The organism is Enterobacter sp. SST3 (assembly GCF_000286655.1).
In the GTDB taxonomy this organism is placed as follows: domain Bacteria; phylum Pseudomonadota; class Gammaproteobacteria; order Enterobacterales; family Enterobacteriaceae; genus Enterobacter; species Enterobacter roggenkampii.
Genome location: NZ_ALNS01000010.1, coordinates 1 through 22288, shown reverse-complemented (window position 1 = coordinate 22288; position 22288 = coordinate 1). Strand labels below are relative to the sequence as shown.

Sequence of the window (22288 nt, the reverse complement as noted above, 5' to 3'; positions counted from 1 at the left end):
ATGACAATGCGTAATTCTCTTTTGACCGTACTGGGAAGTGTTATGTTGCTTGGCGCGGCGCTGCCCGCCCATTCTGAAAGCGTGCTGCGTATTGGCCTGGGGGCTGACCCGGACATGCTCGACCCGCATCTGGCGCGCACCTACTATGGCCGCTTCGTCTTTGCCTCCCTGTGCGACAGGCTGGTGGATGTGGATGAAAACCTGAAGGTCGTCCCCGGTCTGGCCAAAGACTGGGCGTGGAGTGACGACGGTAAAACCCTGACGCTCAACCTGCGCGAAGGCGTGACCTTCCACGACGGTGAGAAATTCGATGCCGCCGCGGCAAAATACAACCTCGACCGCGCCCTGACCTTAAAAGGCTCCCTGCGTAAAAGCGAGATCTCCTCCGTTGAATCGGTCGAGGTCACCGGTCCGATGCAGATTGCCCTGCACCTGAAGACGCCCGATGCGGCACTGCTGATGCAGCTCACCGACCGCGCGGGCGCGATGATGGCCCCTGAAGCGGCAAAAAAGCCTGACTTTGCCGCCCATCCGGTCTGTTCCGGCCCGTATAAATTCGACAGCCGCGTGTCCCAGGACCGCATCGTGCTGACCCGCTTCGAAAACTACTGGAACAAAGACGCCTACCACTTCGACAAAATTATCTATCTGCCGATCCCGGATGCCTCCGTGCGCCTCGCGAACCTGCGCGCGGGCGATCTTGATCTGACCGAAGGGATTGCCGCCAGCGATGTTAAAACCGTCGAAGCCGACAGCAAGCTGGCGCTGGCGAAGGTGACCGGTCTGGGCTATCAGGGCATCACTTTCAACATCAATAACGGCAAGGTGCCCGCCAACGATCCGTTCAAGGACGCTCGAGTACGCGAGGCGTTTTCTCAGGCCATCGACCGCGATGCGCTAAACCAGGTGGTCTTTGAAGGGTTGTATACGCCAGCCAACCAGGCGTTTTCCACGGTGAGTCCGTATCACGTCAACCTGCCGGTCCCGCCGCGTGATGTCGATAAAGCCAAAGCCCTGCTCAAAGCGGCAGGCGTCACCGCGCCGCTGACCGTCAACCTGCTGGTGCCTAACAACCCAACCTCGCAGCAGGTGGGGCAGGTGCTGCAGGCGATGCTCGCCGAGGCGGGCTTTAACCTGAACCTGCAGATGACCGAATTCGCCACGCTGCTGGACCGCCAGCAGAGCGGGGACTATCAGCTGAGCTTCTCCGGCTGGTCGGGGCGCCCGGATCCGGACGGCAGCATCTACGGCTTTATCAACAGCAAAGGCACCCTGAATGACGGCCGCTACAGCAATGCGCAGGTCGATGAGTGGCTGACCCAGGCGCGCCAGAGTACCGACCAGGCCGCGCGCCAGCCGCTGTACGACAAGGTGGTGAAGCAGCTGCAAACCGACATGCCGATTGCCTACCTCTACTTCGAGCCGCGTATTTTTGGCCTGAACAAAAGCGTGCAGGGCTTTAAGCCGTACCCGGACGGCATCGTGCGTCTGGCCGGTTTGACGCTTGCGAAATAAGTGTCCTGAGGAGAGCCCATGCTGGAACTGATTTGCAAACGTCTGCTGCTGGCCGTCCCGACGCTGTTGCTGGTGAGCATGATGGTGTTTGGGCTGCAAAAGCTGCTGCCCGGCGACCCGCTGATCGCCATGGCAGGCGAGGAGCGCGACCCGGCAGTCATCGCTCAGCTGCGTGCGGAGCTGAACCTCGATGCCCCGATCCCGGTGCAGTATTTCCACTGGCTGACGCGGGCGCTGCAGGGCGATCTGGGCGTCTCCTTACGCACGCACGAGCCGGTGACGCAGCTGATTGCCAGCAAGCTACCGGTGACGCTTGAGCTGTCGCTGCTGGCGATGATTATCGCGCTGGTGTTTGGCATCAGCATGGGGATCCTCGCGGCGGTGAACAAAAACAGCTGGGTCGATCACGGGGCGAACTTCGTGGCGATCTCGGGGATCTCGATCCCGCACTTCTGGCTGGGGATCCTGTTGATTCTGGTCTTTTCGGTAAACCTGCAGTGGCTCCCTGCGTCCGGCTACGTGCCGTTCAGTGAAGATCCGCTCCAGAACCTGCGCACGCTGCTGCTGCCCGCGTCCGTGCTCGGAACGGGCCTGGCGGCAACGCTGATGCGCCACACCCGCGCCTCGATGATTGCGGTACTGAAGGCGGACTACATCCGCACCGCGCGGGCGAAAGGGCTGCTGCCGAAGGCGGTGATCTTAAAGCACGCCTTTCGCAACGCGCTGGTGCCGGTGATTACCCTCACCACTCTGCTGTTTGGCGAACTGCTGGGCGGCGCGGTGCTGACCGAGCAGGTGTTCACCATTCCGGGCTTCGGCAAGATGATCGTCGATTCGGTATTTAACCGTGATTACGCGGTGGTGCAGGGCGTGGTGCTGATCGTCGCCATCGGCTTCCTGATGCTCAACCTGCTGGCCGACGTGCTTTACGTCCTTATCAACCCGAAAATGCGAGGCTAACGATGGCGGAAATGACGACACAAACCGTTGTGCCCGCACTGCCGCGGGCGCAAAACCGGGTATTGAAAAAATTCCTCGCCAATAAAAGCGCGGTCATTGGCGCGGCAGTGGTGGGATTCTTTGTGCTGGTGGCGCTGCTGGCGCCGTGGATCGCCCCGTTCGACCCGGTCAAAGCCAACTTCCTGGCGGTGCGCAAAGCGCCGTCGGCGATGTACTGGTTCGGCACCGACGAGCTGGGGCGAGACATCCTATCCCGCATTATCTGGGGGGCGCGCACCTCGCTGATGGCGGGCTGTATGTCTGTGGTGATTGCCGTGGTTATCGGCGTACCGCTGGGGCTGGTGGCGGGTTACTTCCAGAAAATCTGGGACGGCGTCATCTCGCGCGTGATCGAGGCGCTGCTGGCCTGCCCGTTCCTGATCATGGCGATCGCGCTGGGGGCGTTTTTGGGCCCGAGCCTGACCAACGCGATGATCGCCATCGGCCTTTCCGCGATGCCGATCTTCGCCCGCCTGACGCGCGGTCAGGTGATCGCCATTCGCAACGAAGAGTACATCGACGGCGCGAGGGCAATTGGCCTGCCGGATCGCTGGATCATCATCAAATACGTTCTGCCCAACGTGATGTCGCCGATTCTGGTGCAGGCCACGCTGGCGATTGCCTCGGCGATAATCGCTGAAGCCAGCCTGTCGTTTTTGGGGCTGGGACAGCAGCCGCCCAATCCGTCCTGGGGCTCCATGCTCAACACCGCAAAAGGTTTTCTTGAACAGGCTCCGTGGATGTCCATTTTCCCCGGCGTGGCGATTTTCCTTGCCGTGCAGGGCTTCAATTTACTCGGCGACGGGCTGCGCGATGCGCTCGATCCGCGCCACGACTAAGGAGTCATGATGACCAAAGCGCTAGATTTTACGTCCGGTTACGCTTCACGCCGTCCGCCGATGCTGGGCCATAACGCCGTTGCGACGTCTCAGCCGCTGGCGGCGCAGGCGGGAATGAAGATGCTGCAGCTGGGGGGGAATGCCGTGGATGCCGCCATAGCCGCCGCCATGTCGCTGACGGTGGTCGAGCCGACCGGCAACGGCATCGGCAGCGACGCCTTTGCTATCGTCTGGGACGGTGAAAAGCTGCACGGCCTGAACGCCTCAGGTCGTTCGCCTGCGAGCTGGCACGCGGATCTGTTTGCCGGAAAAACCGCGGTGCCCGAAATCGGCTGGGACGCGGTGACCGTGCCGGGGGCGGTATCCGGCTGGGTCTCCCTGGCGGAACGCTTCGGCACGCTGCCGTTGACCACCCTGGCGCAGCCCGCCATTGACTACGCGCGCAACGGCTTCCCGGTCTCCCCGCTGATTGGGCATCTCTGGCAGCGCGGCTATAACAAGCTGAAAGATCAGCCGGGCTTCAGCGCCTGTTTCGCCCCGGAAGGCCGCGCCCCGCGCGTGGGGGAGATCTTCCGTAACCCGGCGCAGGCGAACTCGCTTGAGCTGATTGCCCGCACCAACGGCGAAGCCTTTTACCGCGGTGAGCTGGCGCAGAAAATTGCCGCCTTCGCCAGAGAGCATGGCGCGCACCTGACGGCCGAGGATCTGGCCAACCACCGCGTGGACTGGGTAGAACTGCTGTCACGCGACTTTGCGGGCGGCTCGGTGCAGGAGCTGCCGCCAAACGGGCAGGGGATCGCCACGCTGATTGCGCTCGGCATTCTGGAGCAGTGCGGCATTGAGAAGCATCATCCGGATTCCGTGCAGTCTCTGCATCTCTCTATCGAGGCAATGAAGCTGGCGCTGGCGGATCTCGACCGCTACGTGGCAGACGAAGCACACATGGCGTTCGCGGCGAAAGAGCTGCTGAGCGACCATTACCTGAAGTCACGCGCGGCGCTGATCAACCACGACAGCGCGTCCGATTTTGTCTACGGTTCCCCGACGCAGAGCGGCACGGTCTACATCAGTACCGCGGACGCCAGCGGGATGATGGTCTCGTTTATTCAGTCCAACTATATGGGCTTCGGTTCAGGCATTGTGGTGCCGGATACCGGGATCAGCCTGCAAAACCGGGGCTGTGGCTTTGTGCTGGATCCAAATCACCCGAACGCGCTGGCGGGCAGCAAGCGTCCGTTCCACACCATCATTCCGGGCTTTGCGATGGACGGCAACGGCCAGCCGCTGATGTCCTTCGGCGTGATGGGCGGCCCGATGCAGGCGCAGGGGCACATGCAGATGGCGCTGCGCATCATGCTGCACGGGCAAAACCCGCAGGCGGCAATCGATGCGCCGCGCTGGCGCGTGGTGCAGGGCAGGGAGGTGATCGTTGAATCGACGTTCGATCGCAACACGATTGCCGCGCTGCGCGAGCGCGGGCATCAGATCGTGGTGGAAGATCCGCTTCAGGATTACAACTTCGGTGGTGCGCAGGTGATTTACCGCCTGCCGGAAGGACACTACGTGGCCGCGACGGAAAGCCGCAAAGACGGGCAGGCGTTGGTGAGTTAAAAGAAGCGAGCAACATTGGTAGGCCGGGTAAGGCGTAGCCGCCACCCGGCTTTTTTTTCACTCAATGCTAAAAGGATCCGCATCCTGCCACGCCGGAAACTTCTCCCGGTACTCCTTCAGCGCCGTCAAGGACAGCTCCGCATCAATACGCGTCGCCTGATGCGGCTCGGCGGTGGCGATGATCTCGCCCTGCGGATTCACCACCCGGCTGTCGCCGCGATAGTGATGCCCGTTGCCGTCCGTCCCCACGCGGTTGCAGCCCACCACGTACGCCTGGTTCTCAATCGCGCGCGCCACGAGCAGCGACTGCCAGTGCAGGGAGCGCGGTGCAGGCCAGTTGGCCACATATAGCGCCAGGTCGTAATCGTTACGGTTGCGCGACCACACCGGGAAGCGCAGGTCGTAGCAGACCAGCGGCAGAATACGCCAGCCGCGCCACTCGAACACCACGCGCTCGTTACCGGCTTCATAGTGATGGTGCTCATCCGCCATACGGAACAGGTGACGCTTGTCGTAGAAATGCACCTTTCCTTCCGGCTCGACCAGCAGGAAGCGGTTCACCGGGCCGCGCTCCGTTTGCAGCGCGGCGCTACCGGCAATCAGCGCGTTGGTCTGCTGCGCTTTGGCATGCATCCAGGCGACCACCTCCTCCTGCGGCATTGACTGTTTTGCCGCTTCCATGGCGAAGCCGGTGGTGAACATTTCCGGCAGGACAATCACATCGCGCCCGGTAATGTCTTCGAGTTGACGATCGAAGTGGCGCAGGTTGGCGGGGCCATCCATCCACACTAAAGGTTGCTGCAAAATAGAAATCTTCAGACCAGGCACGATACAGACTCCTCAAACGACCACTTTTTGACACTGTAGCACGACATAACGAGAAAATGTGGCAATAAAAAACCCCGCGCGAGGCGGGGTTTGTATAAGCGAAACGCGTTATGCCGCTTCAGGTTTGCGGTGCTTCTCCGGCAGCTTTACCGGCTGCGTCGCCAGCTCGTCCGGTTCGAAATCATCCACGTTAATGCTGCGCAGACGGCTCTCTTCGGCTTTCACCAGCAGAGCGGCCTCATCTTTACTGATAATGCCACCGGCCAGTGCCTGTTTTGCCAGTTCGTCCAGACGGGTAAACGGCAGGTTTTTGCCCAGCTGTTTACAGATCTTCTGGTGAATCGGATCGGCGGCCATCACGTCAAGCAGCGCCTCTTCCAGCAGACCCACCGGGTTATGCGGCGTCGGTGCCAGGTACTGACCGCGACCGATACGGGAACGGGTTGCGCTCGGAACCTGCAGGATCTTCGCCACTTTGTGGTCCAGCCTGTCGGACGGTGCCAGATGGTGACGACCGGTCGGGAAGATCACCACGCGCAGGGCGCCTGCCACGAAGCGGTTCGGGAAGTTCGCCAGCAGATCGTCAATCGCCTGTTCAGCCTGATACAAAGCATCCTGCACGCCCCAGTGCACCAGCGGCAGATCCGCTTCCTGACGGCCTTCGTCGTCGTAACGTTTCAGGACCGCAGAGGCCAGGAAGATCTGGCTCAGCACATCGCCCAGACGGGCAGAGATACGTTCGCGACGCTTCAGGCTGCCGCCCAGTACCGCCATGGAAACGTCGGACAGCAGGGCCAGGTTGGCGCTCAGACGGTTCAGATGCTGATAATAACGTTTGGTTGCATCGCCGGTCGGCGTGGCGCTGGTAAGGCCGCGCGTCAGGCCCAGCCAGAAGCTGCGCACCTTGTTGCTGCCCACGTGACCGATATGCTTGAACAGCAGCTTATCGAAGGCATCCACGTCGTTGTTCTGCGCAGCAGCCATCTCTTCCAGCACGTATGGATGGCAGCGAATTGCGCCCTGACCGAAGATCATCATGCTGCGGGTCAGGATGTTTGCCCCTTCCACGGTGATGGCAATCGGTGCGCCCTGATAGCCGCGCGCCAGGAAGTTGCCTTCGCCGAGCATAATGCCTTTACCGCCCGCGATATCCATCGCGTCAATAATTGACTGCTGCGCGCGGTGGGTACAGTGGTACTTCACAATGGCCGACAGTACGGCTGGTTTTTCGCCCAGCATAATGCCGTAGGTAATCAGCGTGGCGGCAGCGTCCATCACGTAGGCGTTGCCCGCGATACGCGCCAGCGGCTCTTCGATACCTTCCATCTTGCCGATGGAGATTTTGAACTGACGGCGGATGTGAGCGTAGGCACCAATCCCCATCGCCACCGACTTCAGACCGCCGGTTGAGTTCGACGGCAGGGTAATGCCGCGGCCCACCGACAGACATTCCACCAGCATACGCCAGCCCTGACCGGCCATTTTCGGGCCACCGATGATGTAATCAATCGGCACAAAAATATCCTGCCCGCGGGTTGGACCGTTCTGGAACGGCACGTTCAGCGGGAAGTGACGACGACCAATCTCAACGCCTGGGGTGGAGGTTGGGATCAGCGCACAGGTAATGCCCAGATCTTCTTCGCCGCCCAGCAGTCTTTCCGGGTCAGAGAGCTTAAAGGCCAGACCCAGCACGGTGGCGATAGGGGCCAGCGTGATATAACGCTTGTTCCAGGTCAGGCGCATGCCCAGCACCTGCTCGCCCTGCCACTCGCCCATGCAGACCACGCCGGTATCCGGAATCGCGCCGGCATCGGAGCCTGCTTCCGGGCTGGTCAGCGCGAAGCAAGGGATTTCCTGACCGCGTGCCAGACGTGGCAGATAGTGATCTTTTTGCTCTTCCGTACCGTAATGCTGCAGCAGCTCGCCCGGGCCTAAGGAGTTAGGCACGCCAACGGTAATCGCCAGGATGCCGGAAACGCCTGCCAGCTTTTGCAGCACGCGAGCCTGAGCGTAGGCGGAGAACTCCAGACCGCCGTACTCTTTCTTAATGATCATCGCGAAGAAGCGATGCTCTTTCAGGTACGCCCACAGCTCTGGCGGCAGATCGGCCATTTCATGGGTGATAGCAAAGTCGTTCGCCATACGGCAGGCTTCTTCTACCGGGCCGTCAATAAACGCCTGCTCTTCCGCAGTCAGACGCGGCTGCGGGTAGTTATGCAGCTTTTTCCAGTCCGGATTACCCTGGAACAGGTCGCCTTCCCACCAGGTGGTGCCCGCATCAATCGCTTCTTTTTCAGTACGCGACATGGGCGGCATCACCTTGCGGAAGCCTTTGAACACCGGTGCAGAGATCATTGATTTACGCATCGGGGCAAAGTTAAACGGCAGAAGGATGATGGCAAGAGGGACTAAAAGCCAGATAGTCCAGAGGCCTGCGACGCCAAGCGCAGCCGTCCAGGCCAGAAGAATCAGGCTGCTCAGGAATAAACTTACGCGGTGATAGAACAACACACCGAGCAGAACAACGGTTGCGAGAATGCTCAAAATCATCATAAAGAAAAGCTCCCTTGCTTGTAGGAGGTCTGACCACTTGTGATGATATGGTTGTAGTTGATGTTATTTCCTTTAGCAATGTGTTTACAAAATAATTACAACCTGGTTCACATTGTTCGCGTTTTACCCGGCACGAAAAAGCAAAACGCCGGACGTTTCGCATGGCTTTAGCTTCTCGCTTTTCCCGCTATCCGGTACACTCCACTGTGTTATTTCATCAATACTGAAGGATTATCCTCATGTACCAGGATCTTATTCGTAACGAACTGAACGAAGCGGCGGAAACGCTGGCGAACTTTCTGAAAGATGATGCCAATATTCACGCTATTCAGCGCGCGGCGGTCCTGCTGGCCGACAGCTTCAAAGCGGGTGGCAAAGTGCTCTCCTGCGGTAACGGCGGCTCTCACTGTGACGCGATGCACTTCGCAGAAGAGCTGACCGGACGCTATCGCGAAAACCGTCCTGGCTACCCGGCGATTGCGATTTCCGACGTGAGCCACATCTCCTGCGTAGGCAACGACTTCGGTTACGACCACATCTTCTCTCGCTACGTTGAAGCGGTAGGCCGTGAAGGCGATGTGCTGCTGGGGATCTCTACCTCCGGCAACTCCGGCAACGTGATCAAAGCGATTACTGCTGCACGTGAAAAAGGGATGAAAGTCATCACCCTGACGGGCAAAGATGGCGGTAAGATGGACGGTACGGCGGATGTTGAAATTCGCGTTCCGCACTTCGGTTATGCTGACCGCATTCAGGAAATTCACATCAAAGTGATCCACATCCTGATCCAGCTGATCGAAAAAGAGATGGCTAAGTAAGACTTCGCTGGGGGGCGCTGGTGCCCCCCGCTGTTGTGGAGGTGATGTATGTGCGAACTGCTCGGGATGAGCGCCAATGTGCCAACCGATATCTGCTTTAGCTTCACCGGGCTGGTTCAGCGCGGTGGGGGAACCGGGCCGCATAAAGACGGCTGGGGCATCACCTTCTACGAAGGCAAAGGGTGTCGCACGTTCAAAGATCCACAGCCCAGCTTTAACTCACCGATTGCCAAACTGGTGCAGGACTATCCTATCAAGTCCCGCTCGGTGATCGCCCATATTCGCCAGGCTAACCGTGGCGAAGTGGCGCTGGAAAATACCCATCCGTTTACCCGGGAACTGTGGGGCCGAAACTGGACCTACGCGCACAACGGGCAACTCACGGGCTATAAGTCGCTGGAGACGGGCAATTTCCGCCCGGTAGGCGAAACCGACAGCGAAAAAGCCTTTTGCTGGCTGCTGCACAAGCTGACGGAGCGCTATCCCCGCACGCCAGGCAATATGGCTGCCGTGTTTAAATACATCGCGACGCTGGCGACCGAGCTACGCGAAAAAGGCGTGTTCAACATGCTGCTCTCAGACGGCCGCTATGTGATGGCGTTCTGCTCGACGAATTTGTTCTGGATCACCCGACGTGCGCCGTTTGGCGTGGCAACGCTGCTCGATCAGGATGTGGAGATAGACTTTCAGAAGGAGACCACACCGAACGATGTGGTCACTGTTATTGCAACGCAGCCGCTGACGGGCAACGAAACCTGGCAAAAGATTATGCCAGGCGAGTGGGTGCTATTTTGTCTCGGGGACCGTGTAATTTGACGCCAGCTGTGGATGGACAACTTCGTGGCTCAGCGGCTTGCTGACCACGTAACGGCCATCCACAACCGAGACAACAGGCGGCTTGTGAGTCTGCTCGAAGTAGTCATAGCCGGGTTTCAGCTGTTTCCAGAAATCCGCGTAGTACGAGTACTTGTGACGCGCCATGTTGGCATCCGTCATGCGGAACGGATAGATGCTGACCTGAACGTTTGGCTGACCAAAGACCAACGCGCCGGTGACAAACTGAAAAATCTCATCAATGCCGGAATCGGTCATCGCGTAGCAGCCGATAGACACGCAGGCACCGTGGATCATCAGGTATTTACCTTCATAACCGTGTGCACGGTCATAGGCATTCGGGAAACCGATATTGATGGCTTTATAGAAACGGCTGTCTGGTTTGAGCTGGCTACGCTGAACGTTGTAGAACCCTTCCGGACTTTTGAAATCGCCCTGACGCTGTTTTGGCCCTAATCCACCGGAGTAGTTACAGATTTTGTAGCTATCAAGCAGCTGATACGTCTCACCCATTTTTACAAACAGATCGAGAGTGCGTTCTTCCTTGAAGATCTGAATATAAACCGGCGATCCCATTAACTGCTGTTTATATTCTTTGCTGATCGGCGTCGTTGAGCTATTACTGCTGAGCAGTCCGGCAAACGACATGCACGGAATCAGAAGCATCGCAATGAACAATGCGATTTTACGCATACTACTAGTTCCTTGATAAAACCATGACCAACTTGCCAGGACGGCAAAAGAGACCCGAAATCAGATTATTCTGTTAGGAGCGCTCACATTAGCACCGCTATAGATTTTCGCAAGAGCCGGGCGGTGAGTTTACAAATTAGTTTTACTTTATAAACCATCAAAATCGCGATGGCTCCAGGAACTTTGCGCATTAGCTCGCAATTTGGCGCGCGCGACGGCGGATTCGCTGCCCGCGAGAAGGGGAAAATGTTACACTTCGCGGCCACTGGATTGTTGTTCATGGAAACCTGCTAACCACATGTTTAAAATCAAAAAAGGACTTGATCTGCCGATTGCAGGCGTGCCCGCGCAGCGCGTTTCGACAGGCGCAAGTGTCCGTCATGTCGCCATTATGGGCGACGACTACCTGGGAATGCGACCTTCGATGTTGGTACAGGAAGGCGATCGCGTGATCAAAGGCCAGGCGCTCTTTGAGGACAAAAAAAATCCCGGCGTGATGTTTACAGCCCCCGCGAGCGGCACCGTTGTGGCGATCAACCGTGGCGAACGGCGCGTTCTGCAGTCGGTGGTGATCCGCATTGAAGGCGATGAACAGCGTGAATTCGCCCGTTACGATGCCGCAGACCTCGCGTCGCTGAGCCGTGAGGCTGTTCAGGCTCAGCTTCTGGCGTCCGGTTTATGGACCGCGCTTCGCACGCGTCCCTTCAGTAAATCCCCGGTTCCCGGCACGGAACCGGCCGCGATTTTCGTCACGGCAATGGATACCAACCCGCTCAGCGTGGATCCGCAGCCGGTTATCCTGGCACAGCGCAAAGCCTTTGATGCCGGGCTTACCGTTTTAACCCGTCTGACGTCGGGAAAAGTCCACGTTTGCCAGGCCGGTGGCGGCAAGCTTGGCGGTCATCCTCAGGGGCAGGTCACGTTTAATGAGTTTGCTGGCCCGCATCCGGCGGGTCTGGTCGGGACGCACATCCATTTCCTTGAGCCGGTGAGCCTGACGAAACAGGTCTGGCATCTTAATTATCAGGACGTCATCGCCATTGGTACGCTCTTCACCTCCGGAGAGCTGTGCGCGGAACGCACCATCGCCATCGGTGGGCCGCAGGCTGCAAACCCGCGTCTGGTGAAGACGCTGATTGGCGCGGATATCAATGAACTGCTGAACGAAGAAACCAAAGCAGGCGAAAACCGGCTGATTTCCGGTTCGGTCCTCAGTGGCCGCCATGCCGTGCAGGCGCACGCCTATCTGGGACGTTTCCATTTGCAGGTCAGCATTGTGCAGGAAGGCCGCGAGAAAGAGCTGTTCGGCTGGGTGCTGCCCGGTGCGGAAAAATACTCCGTCACCCGTACCACGCTGGGGCACTTCCTGCGTAATAAGCTGTTTAGCTTTTCGACCAGTACGCACGGCGGCGAGCGCGCTATGGTCCCGATTGGCAACTACGAGCGCGTCATGCCGCTGGATATTCTGCCGACCATGCTGTTGCGCGATCTGCTCGCTGGCGATACCGACAGCGCGCAGGCGCTGGGCTGTCTGGAACTGGACGAAGAAGATCTGGCGCTCTGTACCTATGTCTGTCCGGGAAAATACGAATATGGACCGGTATTGCGCGAGGTGTTAACCCGCATTGAGCAGGAAGGATAACCGATGGGCTTAAAACACCTCTTTGAAAAAATTGAGCCGCACTTTACCGAAGGGAAGCTCAAAAAGTACTACCCGCTGTATGAAGCCACGGCGACCATTTTCTACACGCCGGGGCTGGTGACGAAAGGAGCGGCGCACGTCCGTGACGCCATCGACCTTAAGCGGATGATGATCCTGGTGTGGTTTGCGGTCTTCCCGGCAATGTTCTGGGGGATGTACAACGTCGGTCTGCAGACCATTCCGGCGCTGCACCACATGTACGATGCGCAGCAGCTGGCGCAGGTGCTTCAGTCTGACTGGCACTACCGTCTGGCCCAGTCGTTAGGGGTGAGCTTTGCGCCAGACGCGGGCTGGGTGAGCATGATGACGCTGGGGGCGGTGTTCTTCCTGCCGATTTACATCACGGTCTTTATCGTGGGCGGCTTCTGGGAAGTGCTGTTTGCCATCATCCGTAAACATGAGATCAACGAAGGCTTCTTCGTGACCTCTATTCTGTTTGCCCTGATTGTTCCCCCGACGCTACCGCTCTGGCAGGCAGCGCTGGGCATCAGCTTTGGCGTGGTCATTGCCAAAGAGATCTTCGGCGGCACCGGGCGGAACTTCCTTAACCCGGCGCTGGCGGGGCGTGCGTTCCTCTTCTTTGCCTATCCGGCGCAAATCTCCGGCGACCTGGTCTGGACGGCGGCAGACGGTTTTTCCGGCGCGACGCCGCTTTCACAGTGGGCGGCACACGGCGGCGAAACGCTGGTGAACAACGCGACGGGTCAGCCTGTGACCTGGTTTGATGCCTTTATTGGCAACATTCCGGGTTCCATTGGTGAAGTTTCAACGCTGATGATTTTGATTGGTGGGGCGATCATCCTGTTTGGGCGCGTGGCCTCCTGGCGAATTGTGGCGGGGGTGATGATCGGCATGGTGCTGACCGCCACGATGTTCAACGTTATCGGTTCGACCACCAACCCAATGTTCTCCATGCCCTGGTACTGGCATCTGGTACTGGGTGGCTTCGCGTTTGGCATGATGTTCATGGCAACCGACCCCGTCTCTGCCTCGTTTACGGATAAAGGTAAATGGAGCTATGGCGTGCTCATTGGCGCGATGTGTGTCCTGATCCGCGTGGTCAACCCGGCGTACCCGGAAGGAATGATGCTGGCCATTCTGTTTGCCAACCTGTTTGCGCCACTCTTCGATTACCTGGTGGTGCGGGCCAACATTAAGCGGAGGAAGGCGCGTGGCTGAAGTTAAAAATAACGACAGTATCAGCAAAACGCTGCTGGTGGTGCTGGTGCTCTGTCTTGTCTGTTCGATTGTCGTGGCCGGCTCTGCCGTGGGGTTAAAACCCCTGCAGCAGGCGCAACGTGCACTGGATAAACAGCGCAACATACTGGCCGTGGCCGGGTTGATGCAGGAAGGGATGAGTGCAGACGACGTCTCGGCGGTATTTGCGGAGCGTATTTCACCGCGTCTGGTGGATTTGAAAACCGGCCATCTGCTGGATAAAGATCCGGCGAAGTATAACCAGGCGCTGGCGCTGAAAGATCCGCAGATGAGCCTGACGCTCGAGGCATCGCAAGATCCCGCCGGGATTAAGCGCCGCAGCAATCTCGCCGAAATTTATCTGGTGCGTGACCCCCAAAAACGCATTCAGGAAGTGGTGCTTCCTGTCTACGGCAACGGCCTGTGGTCAATGATGTATGCCTTTGTGGCGCTTGATACGGATGGCCGTACCGTAAAAGGCATTACGTATTACGACCAGGGCGAAACGCCGGGGCTGGGGGGCGAAGTGGAAAACCCGAACTGGCGGGCACAGTTTATCGGTAAGAAAGTGCTCGACGATAACGGTCTGCCTGCGCTGAAGGTGATGAAAGGGGCGGCACGGCCCGGTGACGACTACGCCGTCGACGGGCTGTCCGGCGCCACGCTCACCTCCAAAGGCGTGCAGCACAGTTTTGATTTCTGGATGGGCGAGCTGGGTTTTGGTCCTTTCCTGAAAAACGTACGTGAAGGAGCGCTGAACAATGGCTGATACCGGTGAACTGAAAGAAGTCAAAAAGGTGCTCATTGGCCCACTGCTGGCCAATAATCCGATCACGCTGCAGGTGCTGGGCGTCTGTTCAGCCCTGGCGGTGACGACCAAGCTGGAAACGGCGGTGGTGATGACGCTGGCGGTCACGCTGGTCACGGCATTTTCGAGCATGTTTATCTCGATGATCCGCCACCACATTCCCAACAGCGTGAGGATCATCGTGCAGATGGCGATCATCGCCTCGCTGGTGATCGTGGTCGATCAGCTGCTGCGCGCCTTCGCCTATGAAACCTCCAAACAGCTCTCGGTATTTGTCGGGCTGATCATCACCAACTGTATTGTGATGGGGCGTGCGGAAGCCTACGCCATGAAAATGCCGCCGCTGGCGAGTTTTATGGACGGTATCGGTAACGGCCTCGGCTACGGTGTGATCCTGCTGACCGTTGGCTTCCTGCGTGAGCTCATTGGCAGCGGTAAGCTGTTTGGCATCACGGTGCTGGACACGGTGCAAAACGGTGGATGGTATCTGCCAAACGGCCTGTTCCTGCTGGCTCCCAGCGCATTTTTCATTATCGGTTTGTTGATCTGGCTGATTCGTACGTTGAGACCAGAACAGCAGGAAAAGGAGTAACCGACGATGGCTCATTACCTGAGTTTGTTTGTGCGCGCGGTGTTTGTTGAAAACATGGCGCTCGCGTTTTTCCTCGGCATGTGTACGTTCCTTGCGGTGTCCAAAAAAGTGTCGACGGCATTTGGGCTGGGTATCGCGGTCACCGTGGTGCTTGGCTTATCTGTACCGATTAACAATCTGGTCTACAACTTTGTGCTGCGGGACGGCGCGCTGGTGGAAGGGGTTGACCTCAGCTTCCTGAACTTCATCACCTTTATTGGCGTGATTGCCGCGCTGGTGCAAATCCTGGAGATGATCCTCGATAAGTACTTCCCGTCGCTGTACAACGCGCTGGGGATCTTCCTGCCGCTGATCGCGGTGAACTGCGCCATCTTCGGCGGCGTCTCGTTTATGGTTCAGCGTGATTACAACTTCAGTGAATCCGTGGTGTACGGTTTCGGCTCCGGCATCGGCTGGATGCTGGCGATTGTCACCATGGCGGGGATCCGCGAAAAAATGAAATATGCCAACGTGCCTGCAGGCCTGCGTGGCTTAGGGATCACCTTTATCACCACCGGGCTGATGGCGCTGGGCTTCATGTCCTTCTCCGGTGTGCAGCTATAAGGGCTAACAGATGGAAATTATTCTTGGCGTGGTGATGTTCACGCTGATTGTACTGGTGCTGTCAGGGCTCATTCTGGCGGCGCGCGCGAAGCTGGTGAATTCCGGCGACGTGGTGATTGATATAAACGACGATCCGCAGAATCAGATCCGCACCCCTGCGGGAGATAAGCTGCTCAACACGCTGTCCGGTAACGGTATTTTTGTCTCCTCAGCCTGCGGCGGCGGCGGCTCCTGCGGGCAGTGCCGCGTGACGGTAAAAGAGGGTGGCGGCGATATTCTGCCCACCGAGCTGTCGCATATCACAAAGCGTGAGGCAAAAGAGGGCTGCCGTCTGGCCTGTCAGGTCGCAGTGCGTCAGAACATGAAGATTGAACTGCCGGAAGAGATTTTCGGCGTCAAAAAATGGGAATGTGAAGTTATCTCTAATGATAACAAAGCTACCTTTATCAAAGAGCTGAAGCTGCGGGTGCCGGAAGGGGAAGATGTCCCGTTCCGCGCCGGAGGATACATTCAGATTGAGTGCCCTGAGCATACCGTGGCGTATGCGGACTTTGACGTTCCGCAGGCGTACCGCGCCGACTGGGACAAATTCAATCTCTTCCGCTTTGTATCAGAGGTAAAAGAGCCGACGCTGCGCGCCTACTCGATGGCCAACTACCCGGAAGAGAAGGGCATTATCATGCTCAACGTGCGTATCGCCACGCCGCCACCAAATGTGCCGGATGCGCCGCCGGGCGTGATGTCATCATACATCTGGTCCCTGAAGCCGGGCGATAAGGTGACCATCTCCGGCCCGTTCGGGGAGTTCTTCGCGAAAGATACCGACGCGGAAATGGTCTTTATCGGCGGCGGTGCCGGCATGGCCCCGATGCGCTCGCACATCTTTGACCAGCTCAAGCGGCTCGGCAGCAAGCGTAAAATCAGCTTCTGGTACGGGGCGCGTTCGCTGCGTGAGATGTTCTACGATGATGAATTTGAACAGCTGGCGCGTGAAAACCCGAACTTTACCTTCCACGTGGCGCTCTCCGATCCGCAGCCGGAAGATAACTGGACGGGCTATACGGGGTTCATCCACAACGTGCTGTATGAAAACTACCTCAAACAGCACCCGGCGCCCGAGGACTGCGAGTTCTATATGTGTGGTCCGCCGATGATGAACGCCGCCGTGATTAAGATGCTGAAAGATCTCGGCGTCGAAGATGAGAACATCATGCTCGATGACTTTGGAGGCTGATGATGCTGACGTTTCTGGCAACCTTTGTGGTTTTTGTACTTGTCATCTTTGGCATGTCTTTAGGCTGGATCGTTAAGCGGAAAAGCATTCAGGGCAGCTGCGGCGGTATTTCCTCCATTGGCATGGAGAAGGTCTGCGACTGCCCGGAACCGTGCGACGCCCGCAAAAAAAGCATGGCGCGCGAGCAGCAGCGCATTATTTAAGTTTTTGTAGGCCGGGTAAGGCAACGCCGCCACCCGGCATTCTTACATCTGCTTCTCAACCCTCATTTATTTACTGTATACTTATCCAGTGATGAGTGAGGGCTTACTATGCGCAAAATAATCCATGTTGATATGGACTGCTTTTTTGCCGCAGTGGAGATGCGAGACAACCCGGCGCTGCGGGATATTCCCATCGCTATTGGCGGCAGCCGCGTTCAGCGTGGCGTTATCAGCACCGCCAACTACCCTGCGCGCAAATTTGGCGTGCGTAGCGCCATGCCGACGGCGATGGCCTTAAAGCTTTGCCCTCATCTCACGCTTCTGCCCGGGCGGTTCGACGCCTATAAAGAGGCTTCCCTTCATATTCGGGAAATCTTCTCCCGCTATACCTCTTTGATAGAACCGCTGTCGCTGGACGAAGCCTATCTCGATGTGACCGACAGCGTGCATTGCCACGGCTCCGCCACGCTGATGGCGCAGGAGATCCGCCAGACGATTTTCAACGAGCTGAATCTGACGGCGTCTGCGGGGGTCGCGCCCGTTAAATTCCTTGCCAAAATCGCTTCGGATTTAAATAAGCCCAACGGCCAGTACGTCATTACGCCGGAAGAGGTGCCTGCATTTTTAAAAACGCTGCCGCTTGGCAAAATCCCCGGCGTCGGGAAAGTCTCCGCCGCTAAGCTGGAAAGCATGGGGTTACGCACCTGCGAAGACGTGCAGCGAAGCGACCTCGCCATGCTGCTCAAGCGCTTCGGGAAGTTTGGCCGCGTGCTGTGGGAGCGCAGCCAGGGGATTGACGATCGCGATGTGAACAGCGAACGGCTACGGAAATCCGTCGGCGTCGAGCGAACCCTCATTGAAGATATTCATGACTGGTCCGAATGCGAAACCATTATCACGGAACAGCTTTATCCTGAGCTGGAACGACGCTTAAGCAAGGTAAAACCGGACCTGCTGATTGCCCGTCAGGGCATCAAGCTCAAATTCAACGATTTTCAGCAGACCACGCAGGAACACGTCTGGCCGCGTCTGAACAAAGACGATCTTATCGCGACGGCAAAAAAGGCATGGGAAGAGCGACGAGGTGGACGAGGGGTGAGGCTGGTGGGATTGCACGTCACGCTGCTGGATCCGCAGTTAGAGCGACAGCTGGTATTAGGATTGTAAAAAAGCCCGGTGCGCTACGCTTACCGGGCCTGGGTTTTTCACCCTCTCGCTGTGGGAGAGGGCTGGGGTGAGGGTATTACTTAACTGGGATCGCCTTCAGCAGTTCAGTCAGCAGCGTCCAGTAATGACCAACGCTTTCGATATGAACCTGCTCATCCGGCGAGTGCGGACCGGTAATGGTTGGCCCGATAGATACCATGTCCATATTCGGATACGGTTTCTTGAACAGACCACATTCCAGACCCGCGTGGATCACCTGAATATTCGGCGTGCTGTTGAACAGACGCTGGTAGGTTTCACGCACCAGTGCCATCACCGGAGAGCTTGCATCCGGCTGCCAGCCCGGGTAGCTGCCTTTGGCGGAGGTTTTTGCGCCCGCCAGCGTACCCAGAGATTCCAGCATGCTCACCACATACTCTTTACCGCTGTCGATAAGGGAGCGGATCAGGCAGATGATCTCCGCGCTGTCGTCGCTCATGGTCACCACGCCCACGTTCAGTGAGGTTTCCACTACGCCTTTCGCCACGTCAGAGTTGCGGATTACGCCGTTTGGCGTCGCGTTCAGCAGCTGAACGAAGGTGTCACGAGACTGCACGGTCAGCGCGGCTTTATCCGTGGAGACGGATTCCAGCACCACGGTCAGGTTCTTCTCTTTCGCCGACAGTTCGTTTTTCAGGATATCCAGGTACACGGTGGAGAGTTTTTTCAGCTCGTCGGCTTTTGCCGCTGGAACCGCTACGGTGGCGAAGGCTTCGCGCGGGATCGCGTTGCGCAGGGTGCCGCCGTTGAAGTCTACCAGACGCAGATCCAGCTCGGCCGCATGGCCTGCCAGGAAGCGTGCCAGCAGTTTATTGGCGTTACCCAGACCCAGGTGAATATCACCGCCGGAGTGGCCGCCTTTCAGCCCTTTCAGCGTCAGCTTGAAGGTCTGGAAACCGGCAGGAATCGCTTCGCGTGACAGCGGCAGGGTAGAGATGAAATCAATCCCGCCCGCGCAGCCCATGTAGATCTCGCCTTCTTCTTCGGAGTCGGTGTTGATCAGGATATCCGCCTGCAGCCAGTTCGCCTGCAGACCGAACGCCCCGTCCATGCCCGCTTCTTCGGTCATGGTCAGCAGCACTTCCAGTGGACCATGCTCAACGCTGTCGTCGGCCAGCACGGCCAGCGCAGAGGCCATACCGATGCCGTTATCCGCACCCAGGGTGGTGCCGCGCGCTTTCACCCAGTCGCCGTCGATGTATGGCTGGATTGGGTCTTTGGTGAAGTCGTGAACGGTGTCGTTGTTCTTCTGTGGCACCATGTCCAGGTGCGCCTGCAGCACAACCGGTTTACGGTTTTCCATGCCTGCGGTGGCGGGTTTGCGGATCAGAATGTTGCCAACCTGGTCACGTTCCGCATGCAGACCTTTTTCCTTCGCCCAGCCCATAATATGTTCGGCAAGCTGTTCTTCATGGTAGGAAGGGTGTGGAATGGAGCAGATTTTGGCAAAAATATCCCACAGCGGCTGCGGAGATAGTTGAGACAGTTCAGACACGATAAGTCTCCTTGTCGAGGCGCTGCAAACAGGGTTGCAGGTCACAGGGTTAGCAGGTTAATAGTTACCACAAGTCAGGCTTGCGAGATGAAACTGAGAATACCACTTTCTCTGCTGGCTGGTAGCATAAAGCATGTAAAAACTCAGGCAGAGGGCGCTAAACACTGGTTTTTAGTGCGTCAGATCTCTATAATCTCGCGCAACCTATTTCCCCCTCGAACACTTTTTAAGCCGTATAAAAACAGGCTGGGACACTTCACATGAGCGAAAAATACGTCGTCACCTGGGACATGTTGCAGATTCACGCACGCAAACTGGCTGCGCGTCTGATGCCTTCCGAACAGTGGAAAGGCATTATTGCCGTCAGCCGTGGCGGTCTGGTACCGGGGGCGCTGCTGGCACGTGAGCTGGGTATTCGTCATGTCGATACCGTTTGCATCTCCAGCTATGACCATGACAACCAGCGCGAGCTGAAAGTGCTGAAACGCGCGGAAGGCGATGGTGAAGGCTTCATCGTTATTGATGACCTGGTGGATACCGGCGGTACCGCGGTGGCTATCCGTGAAATGTATCCGAAAGCACATTTCGTCACTATCTTCGCGAAGCCTGCTGGCCGCCCGCTGGTTGACGATTACGTGATTGATATTCCGCAGGATACCTGGATTGAACAACCATGGGATATGGGCGTGGTCTTCGTACCGCCAATCTCGGGTCGTTAATCACGTTCCGCAATTAATTTAACGCCCGGTGATGCCGGGCGTTGTTTTTTTTAGTCTGACGCGCGTTACAATAGTCTCTATACGACGTATTCATGGAGGCAATGCAATGACGCAGGCGAATCTCACCGAGACTCTCTTCAAACCCCGTTTCAAACACCCTGAAACGTCGACGCTGGTGCGTCGCTTCAATCCGGGTACTCAGCCTGCCGTCCAGTCTGCATTAGACGGTAAAAACGTGCCTCACTGGTATCGCATGATTAACCGCCTGATGTGGATCTGGCGCGGTATCGATCCCCGTGAAATCCTTGATGTGCAGGCACGTATCGTGATGAGTGAAGCCGAGCGTACCGACAGCGAACTCTATGATACGGTAGTGGGCTACCGTGGCGGAAACTGGATCTACGAGTGGTCTAAACAGGCGATGCTCTGGCAGCAAAAAGCCAGCCAGGAAGAGGATGCCACGCGCAGCGGCAAACACTGGCTGCATGCGGCCAACCTCTATGCCATTGCCGCCTACCCGCATTTAAAAGGCGATGAGCTGGCTGAACAGGCGCAGGCGCTGGCGAATCGCGCCTACGAAGAGGCGGCTCAACGCCTGCCGGGCCAGATGCGCGAGCTTGAGTTCGCTGTTCCGGGCGGGGCGCCCGTTACCGGGTTCCTGCATATGCCCGAAGGTGAAGGCCCGTTCCCGACCGTGCTGATGTGCGGCGGGCTGGACTCTCTGCAAATTGACTATTACAGCCTGTATGAGCGCTACTTCGCACCAAAAGGGATCGCGATGCTGACGCTGGATATGCCCTCAATTGGCTTCTCCTCCAAATGGAAACTGACTCAGGATTCCAGCCTGCTGCACCAGCATGCGCTAAAAGCGCTGGAAAACATTCCGTGGGTTGACCACACCCGCGTGGCGGCATTTGGCTTCCGCTTTGGCGCAAACGTCGCGGTGCGTCTGGCTTACCTTGAATCCTCCCGCCTGAAAGCCGTCGCTTGTCTTGGTCCGGTCGTTCACGCCCTGCTCAGCGATCCCGCACGCCAGGGGAGCGTGCCCGAAATGTACCTTGATGTGCTGGCCAGCCGTCTTGGCATGCATGATGCATCAGACGAAGCGCTGCGCGTTGAGCTCAATCGCTACTCGTTAAAAACGCAAGGGTTGTTGGGACGTCGCTGCCCGACGCCGATGCTGTCGGGGTTCTGGAAAAACGATCCGTTCAGTCCGGAAGAAGAGTCGCGCTTAATCACGTCGTCATCTGCGGATGGCAAACTGCTTGAGGTGCCGTTCAGCCCGGTCTATCAGAATTTCGATAAAGCTCTGAAGGAGATTACGCGCTGGATCGCTCAGAGATTGTGTTAATAGATTGCTAAATTTCGCTGGTTTGGTAAAACAGTGGCTTCACAAAAGGAGATCGCAATGACGTTACCGAGTGGACACCCGAAAAGTAGATTGATTAAGAAGTTCATGGCTCTTGGCCCGTATATTCGAGAAGAGCAGTGTGAAGAGAATCGCTTTTTTTTCGACTGCCTGGCTGTATGCGTCAACGTGAAGCCTGCACCCGAAAAACGTGAATTCTGGGGCTGGTGGATGGAAATGGAAGCAGAGGAAAAACGCTTTACGTATAGCTACCAGTTTGGCCTGTTTAATAAAGACGGTAACTGGCAGGCCACCACCATTAAAGATCAGGAAGTGATCGATCGCCTGGAATATACCCTGAAAGAGTTTCACGACAAAGCGAGCGCACTGCTGGCCACCCTGGACCTTAAGTTCGAGCCAGCGGATGATTTTTCCAGCGAAGCGGTGAAGCTGACTGCCTGATAGCGTCACAGTGCCGGGTGGCGGCTTCG

The 22288-nt window shown here is 57.5% G+C and carries 21 protein-coding genes; 17 read left to right on the top strand and 4 right to left on the bottom strand.

Annotated features, from left to right (window positions below; genetic code table 11):
• Genes B498_RS16410 through B498_RS16425 form a run of 4 tightly spaced genes read left to right on the top strand, consistent with a single transcriptional unit; the run spans position 1 to position 4964 of the window.
• Positions 1 to 1515: an ABC transporter substrate-binding protein gene (locus B498_RS16410; protein ID WP_008500269.1), complete on the top strand. Its 1515-nt coding sequence runs from the start codon at positions 1 to 3 to the stop codon at positions 1513 to 1515.
• Between the two features lie 18 nt (positions 1516 to 1533).
• Complete coding sequence (locus tag B498_RS16415; RefSeq protein ID WP_008500268.1) at positions 1534 to 2475, top strand: ABC transporter permease; 942 nt, start codon at positions 1534 to 1536, stop codon at positions 2473 to 2475.
• 2 nt (positions 2476 to 2477) lie between these two features.
• Complete coding sequence (locus tag B498_RS16420; protein ID WP_008500267.1) at positions 2478 to 3353, top strand: ABC transporter permease; 876 nt, start codon at positions 2478 to 2480, stop codon at positions 3351 to 3353.
• Between the two features lie 9 nt (positions 3354 to 3362).
• Entirely contained in the window at positions 3363 to 4964 is a 1602-nt protein-coding gene (locus B498_RS16425; protein ID WP_008500266.1) for a gamma-glutamyltransferase family protein, read from the top strand.
• 57 nt (positions 4965 to 5021) lie between these two features.
• Here B498_RS16425 and B498_RS16430 read toward each other — a convergent pair whose 3' ends face one another.
• Positions 5022 to 5792: an amidohydrolase gene (locus tag B498_RS16430; protein WP_008500265.1), complete on the bottom strand. Its 771-nt coding sequence runs from the start codon at positions 5790 to 5792 to the stop codon at positions 5022 to 5024.
• Positions 5793 to 5900: 108 nt separating this feature from the next.
• A complete protein-coding gene (gene fadE / locus B498_RS16435) occupies positions 5901 to 8345 on the bottom strand; it encodes an acyl-CoA dehydrogenase FadE (RefSeq protein WP_008500264.1) in 2445 nt (814 codons plus the stop codon).
• Between the two features lie 239 nt (positions 8346 to 8584).
• Between fadE and lpcA the strand changes: the two genes are divergently transcribed.
• Together lpcA and B498_RS16445 are read left to right on the top strand one after the other, a co-directional pair.
• Entirely contained in the window at positions 8585 to 9163 is a 579-nt protein-coding gene (gene lpcA, locus B498_RS16440; protein WP_008500263.1) for a D-sedoheptulose 7-phosphate isomerase, read from the top strand.
• 48 nt (positions 9164 to 9211) lie between these two features.
• Positions 9212 to 9979 carry a class II glutamine amidotransferase gene (locus B498_RS16445; protein WP_008500262.1) on the top strand — a complete coding sequence of 256 codons (768 nt, stop codon included), beginning with the start codon at positions 9212 to 9214 and terminating at the stop codon, positions 9977 to 9979.
• On the opposite strand, the gene dpaA is transcribed toward B498_RS16445, so the two are convergent.
• Entirely contained in the window at positions 9950 to 10690 is a 741-nt protein-coding gene (gene dpaA, locus B498_RS16450) for a peptidoglycan meso-diaminopimelic acid protein amidase (protein ID WP_008500261.1), read from the bottom strand. The genes B498_RS16445 and dpaA overlap by 30 nt on opposite strands.
• Before the next feature lie 298 nt (positions 10691 to 10988).
• Between dpaA and B498_RS16455 the strand changes: the two genes are divergently transcribed.
• The 8 genes from B498_RS16455 to dinB all read left to right on the top strand — a co-directional run bounded on the left by B498_RS16455 (position 10989) and on the right by dinB (position 18196).
• The gene (locus B498_RS16455; protein WP_008500260.1) at positions 10989 to 12332 is read left to right on the top strand and encodes a Na(+)-translocating NADH-quinone reductase subunit A; all 1344 of its coding nucleotides are present in this window, start codon (positions 10989 to 10991) and stop codon (positions 12330 to 12332) included.
• 3 nt (positions 12333 to 12335) lie between these two features.
• On the top strand, positions 12336 to 13571 hold the full coding sequence (locus B498_RS16460) for an NADH:ubiquinone reductase (Na(+)-transporting) subunit B (protein WP_008500258.1): 1236 nt from the start codon (positions 12336 to 12338) through the stop codon (positions 13569 to 13571).
• A complete protein-coding gene (locus B498_RS16465) occupies positions 13564 to 14358 on the top strand; it encodes a Na(+)-translocating NADH-quinone reductase subunit C (RefSeq protein WP_008500257.1) in 795 nt (264 codons plus the stop codon). Before B498_RS16460 ends, B498_RS16465 begins: the two co-directional genes overlap by 8 nt.
• A complete protein-coding gene (locus B498_RS16470) occupies positions 14351 to 14989 on the top strand; it encodes an NADH:ubiquinone reductase (Na(+)-transporting) subunit D (RefSeq protein ID WP_008500256.1) in 639 nt (212 codons plus the stop codon). Before B498_RS16465 ends, B498_RS16470 begins: the two co-directional genes overlap by 8 nt.
• 6 nt (positions 14990 to 14995) lie before the next feature.
• Entirely contained in the window at positions 14996 to 15592 is a 597-nt protein-coding gene (gene nqrE / locus B498_RS16475; protein ID WP_008500255.1) for an NADH:ubiquinone reductase (Na(+)-transporting) subunit E, read from the top strand.
• Positions 15593 to 15602: 10 nt separating this feature from the next.
• On the top strand, positions 15603 to 16826 hold the full coding sequence (nqrF, locus tag B498_RS16480) for an NADH:ubiquinone reductase (Na(+)-transporting) subunit F (RefSeq protein WP_008500254.1): 1224 nt from the start codon (positions 15603 to 15605) through the stop codon (positions 16824 to 16826).
• A complete protein-coding gene (gene nqrM, locus B498_RS16485) occupies positions 16826 to 17029 on the top strand; it encodes a (Na+)-NQR maturation NqrM (RefSeq protein WP_032622773.1) in 204 nt (67 codons plus the stop codon). Before nqrF ends, nqrM begins: the two co-directional genes overlap by 1 nt.
• 108 nt (positions 17030 to 17137) lie before the next feature.
• Positions 17138 to 18196, top strand: coding sequence for a DNA polymerase IV (gene dinB / locus B498_RS16490; protein WP_008500252.1), 1059 nt, complete (start codon positions 17138 to 17140; stop codon positions 18194 to 18196).
• A 76-nt stretch (positions 18197 to 18272) separates the two neighbouring features.
• Here the strand turns inward: dinB and pepD are convergent, their stop codons facing one another.
• On the bottom strand, positions 18273 to 19730 hold the full coding sequence (pepD, locus tag B498_RS16495) for a cytosol nonspecific dipeptidase (protein ID WP_008500251.1): 1458 nt from the start codon (positions 19728 to 19730) through the stop codon (positions 18273 to 18275).
• Between the two features lie 260 nt (positions 19731 to 19990).
• On the opposite strand from pepD, the gene gpt reads away from it, so the two are divergent.
• From gpt to crl, 3 genes are all read left to right on the top strand, one after another.
• Complete coding sequence (gene gpt, locus B498_RS16500; protein WP_003863205.1) at positions 19991 to 20449, top strand: xanthine phosphoribosyltransferase; 459 nt, start codon at positions 19991 to 19993, stop codon at positions 20447 to 20449.
• Positions 20450 to 20555: 106 nt separating this feature from the next.
• The gene (gene frsA, locus B498_RS16505) at positions 20556 to 21800 is read left to right on the top strand and encodes an esterase FrsA (RefSeq protein WP_008500250.1); all 1245 of its coding nucleotides are present in this window, start codon (positions 20556 to 20558) and stop codon (positions 21798 to 21800) included.
• Between the two features lie 57 nt (positions 21801 to 21857).
• Entirely contained in the window at positions 21858 to 22259 is a 402-nt protein-coding gene (gene crl / locus B498_RS16510) for a sigma factor-binding protein Crl (protein ID WP_008500249.1), read from the top strand.
• Positions 22260 to 22288: the final 29 nt, after the last annotated feature.

What these genes read in the sequence shown, in the direction of transcription:
- B498_RS16410 (WP_008500269.1), top strand. Translation starts at nt 1, where the DNA reads ATGACAATGCGTAATTCTCTTTTGACCGTACTGGGAAGTGTTATGTTG.
- B498_RS16415 (WP_008500268.1), top strand. Translation starts at nt 1,534, where the DNA reads ATGCTGGAACTGATTTGCAAACGTCTGCTGCTGGCCGTCCCGACGCTG.
- B498_RS16420 (WP_008500267.1), top strand. Translation starts at nt 2,478, where the DNA reads ATGGCGGAAATGACGACACAAACCGTTGTGCCCGCACTGCCGCGGGCG.
- B498_RS16425 (WP_008500266.1), top strand. Translation starts at nt 3,363, where the DNA reads ATGACCAAAGCGCTAGATTTTACGTCCGGTTACGCTTCACGCCGTCCG.
- fadE (WP_008500264.1), bottom strand. Translation starts at nt 8,345, where the DNA reads ATGATGATTTTGAGCATTCTCGCAACCGTTGTTCTGCTCGGTGTGTTG.
- lpcA (WP_008500263.1), top strand. Translation starts at nt 8,585, where the DNA reads ATGTACCAGGATCTTATTCGTAACGAACTGAACGAAGCGGCGGAAACG.
- B498_RS16445 (WP_008500262.1), top strand. Translation starts at nt 9,212, where the DNA reads ATGTGCGAACTGCTCGGGATGAGCGCCAATGTGCCAACCGATATCTGC.
- dpaA (WP_008500261.1), bottom strand. Translation starts at nt 10,690, where the DNA reads ATGCGTAAAATCGCATTGTTCATTGCGATGCTTCTGATTCCGTGCATG.
- B498_RS16455 (WP_008500260.1), top strand. Translation starts at nt 10,989, where the DNA reads ATGTTTAAAATCAAAAAAGGACTTGATCTGCCGATTGCAGGCGTGCCC.
- B498_RS16460 (WP_008500258.1), top strand. Translation starts at nt 12,336, where the DNA reads ATGGGCTTAAAACACCTCTTTGAAAAAATTGAGCCGCACTTTACCGAA.
- B498_RS16470 (WP_008500256.1), top strand. Translation starts at nt 14,351, where the DNA reads ATGGCTGATACCGGTGAACTGAAAGAAGTCAAAAAGGTGCTCATTGGC.
- nqrE (WP_008500255.1), top strand. Translation starts at nt 14,996, where the DNA reads ATGGCTCATTACCTGAGTTTGTTTGTGCGCGCGGTGTTTGTTGAAAAC.
- nqrF (WP_008500254.1), top strand. Translation starts at nt 15,603, where the DNA reads ATGGAAATTATTCTTGGCGTGGTGATGTTCACGCTGATTGTACTGGTG.
- nqrM (WP_032622773.1), top strand. Translation starts at nt 16,826, where the DNA reads ATGATGCTGACGTTTCTGGCAACCTTTGTGGTTTTTGTACTTGTCATC.
- dinB (WP_008500252.1), top strand. Translation starts at nt 17,138, where the DNA reads ATGCGCAAAATAATCCATGTTGATATGGACTGCTTTTTTGCCGCAGTG.
- gpt (WP_003863205.1), top strand. Translation starts at nt 19,991, where the DNA reads ATGAGCGAAAAATACGTCGTCACCTGGGACATGTTGCAGATTCACGCA.
- frsA (WP_008500250.1), top strand. Translation starts at nt 20,556, where the DNA reads ATGACGCAGGCGAATCTCACCGAGACTCTCTTCAAACCCCGTTTCAAA.
- crl (WP_008500249.1), top strand. Translation starts at nt 21,858, where the DNA reads ATGACGTTACCGAGTGGACACCCGAAAAGTAGATTGATTAAGAAGTTC.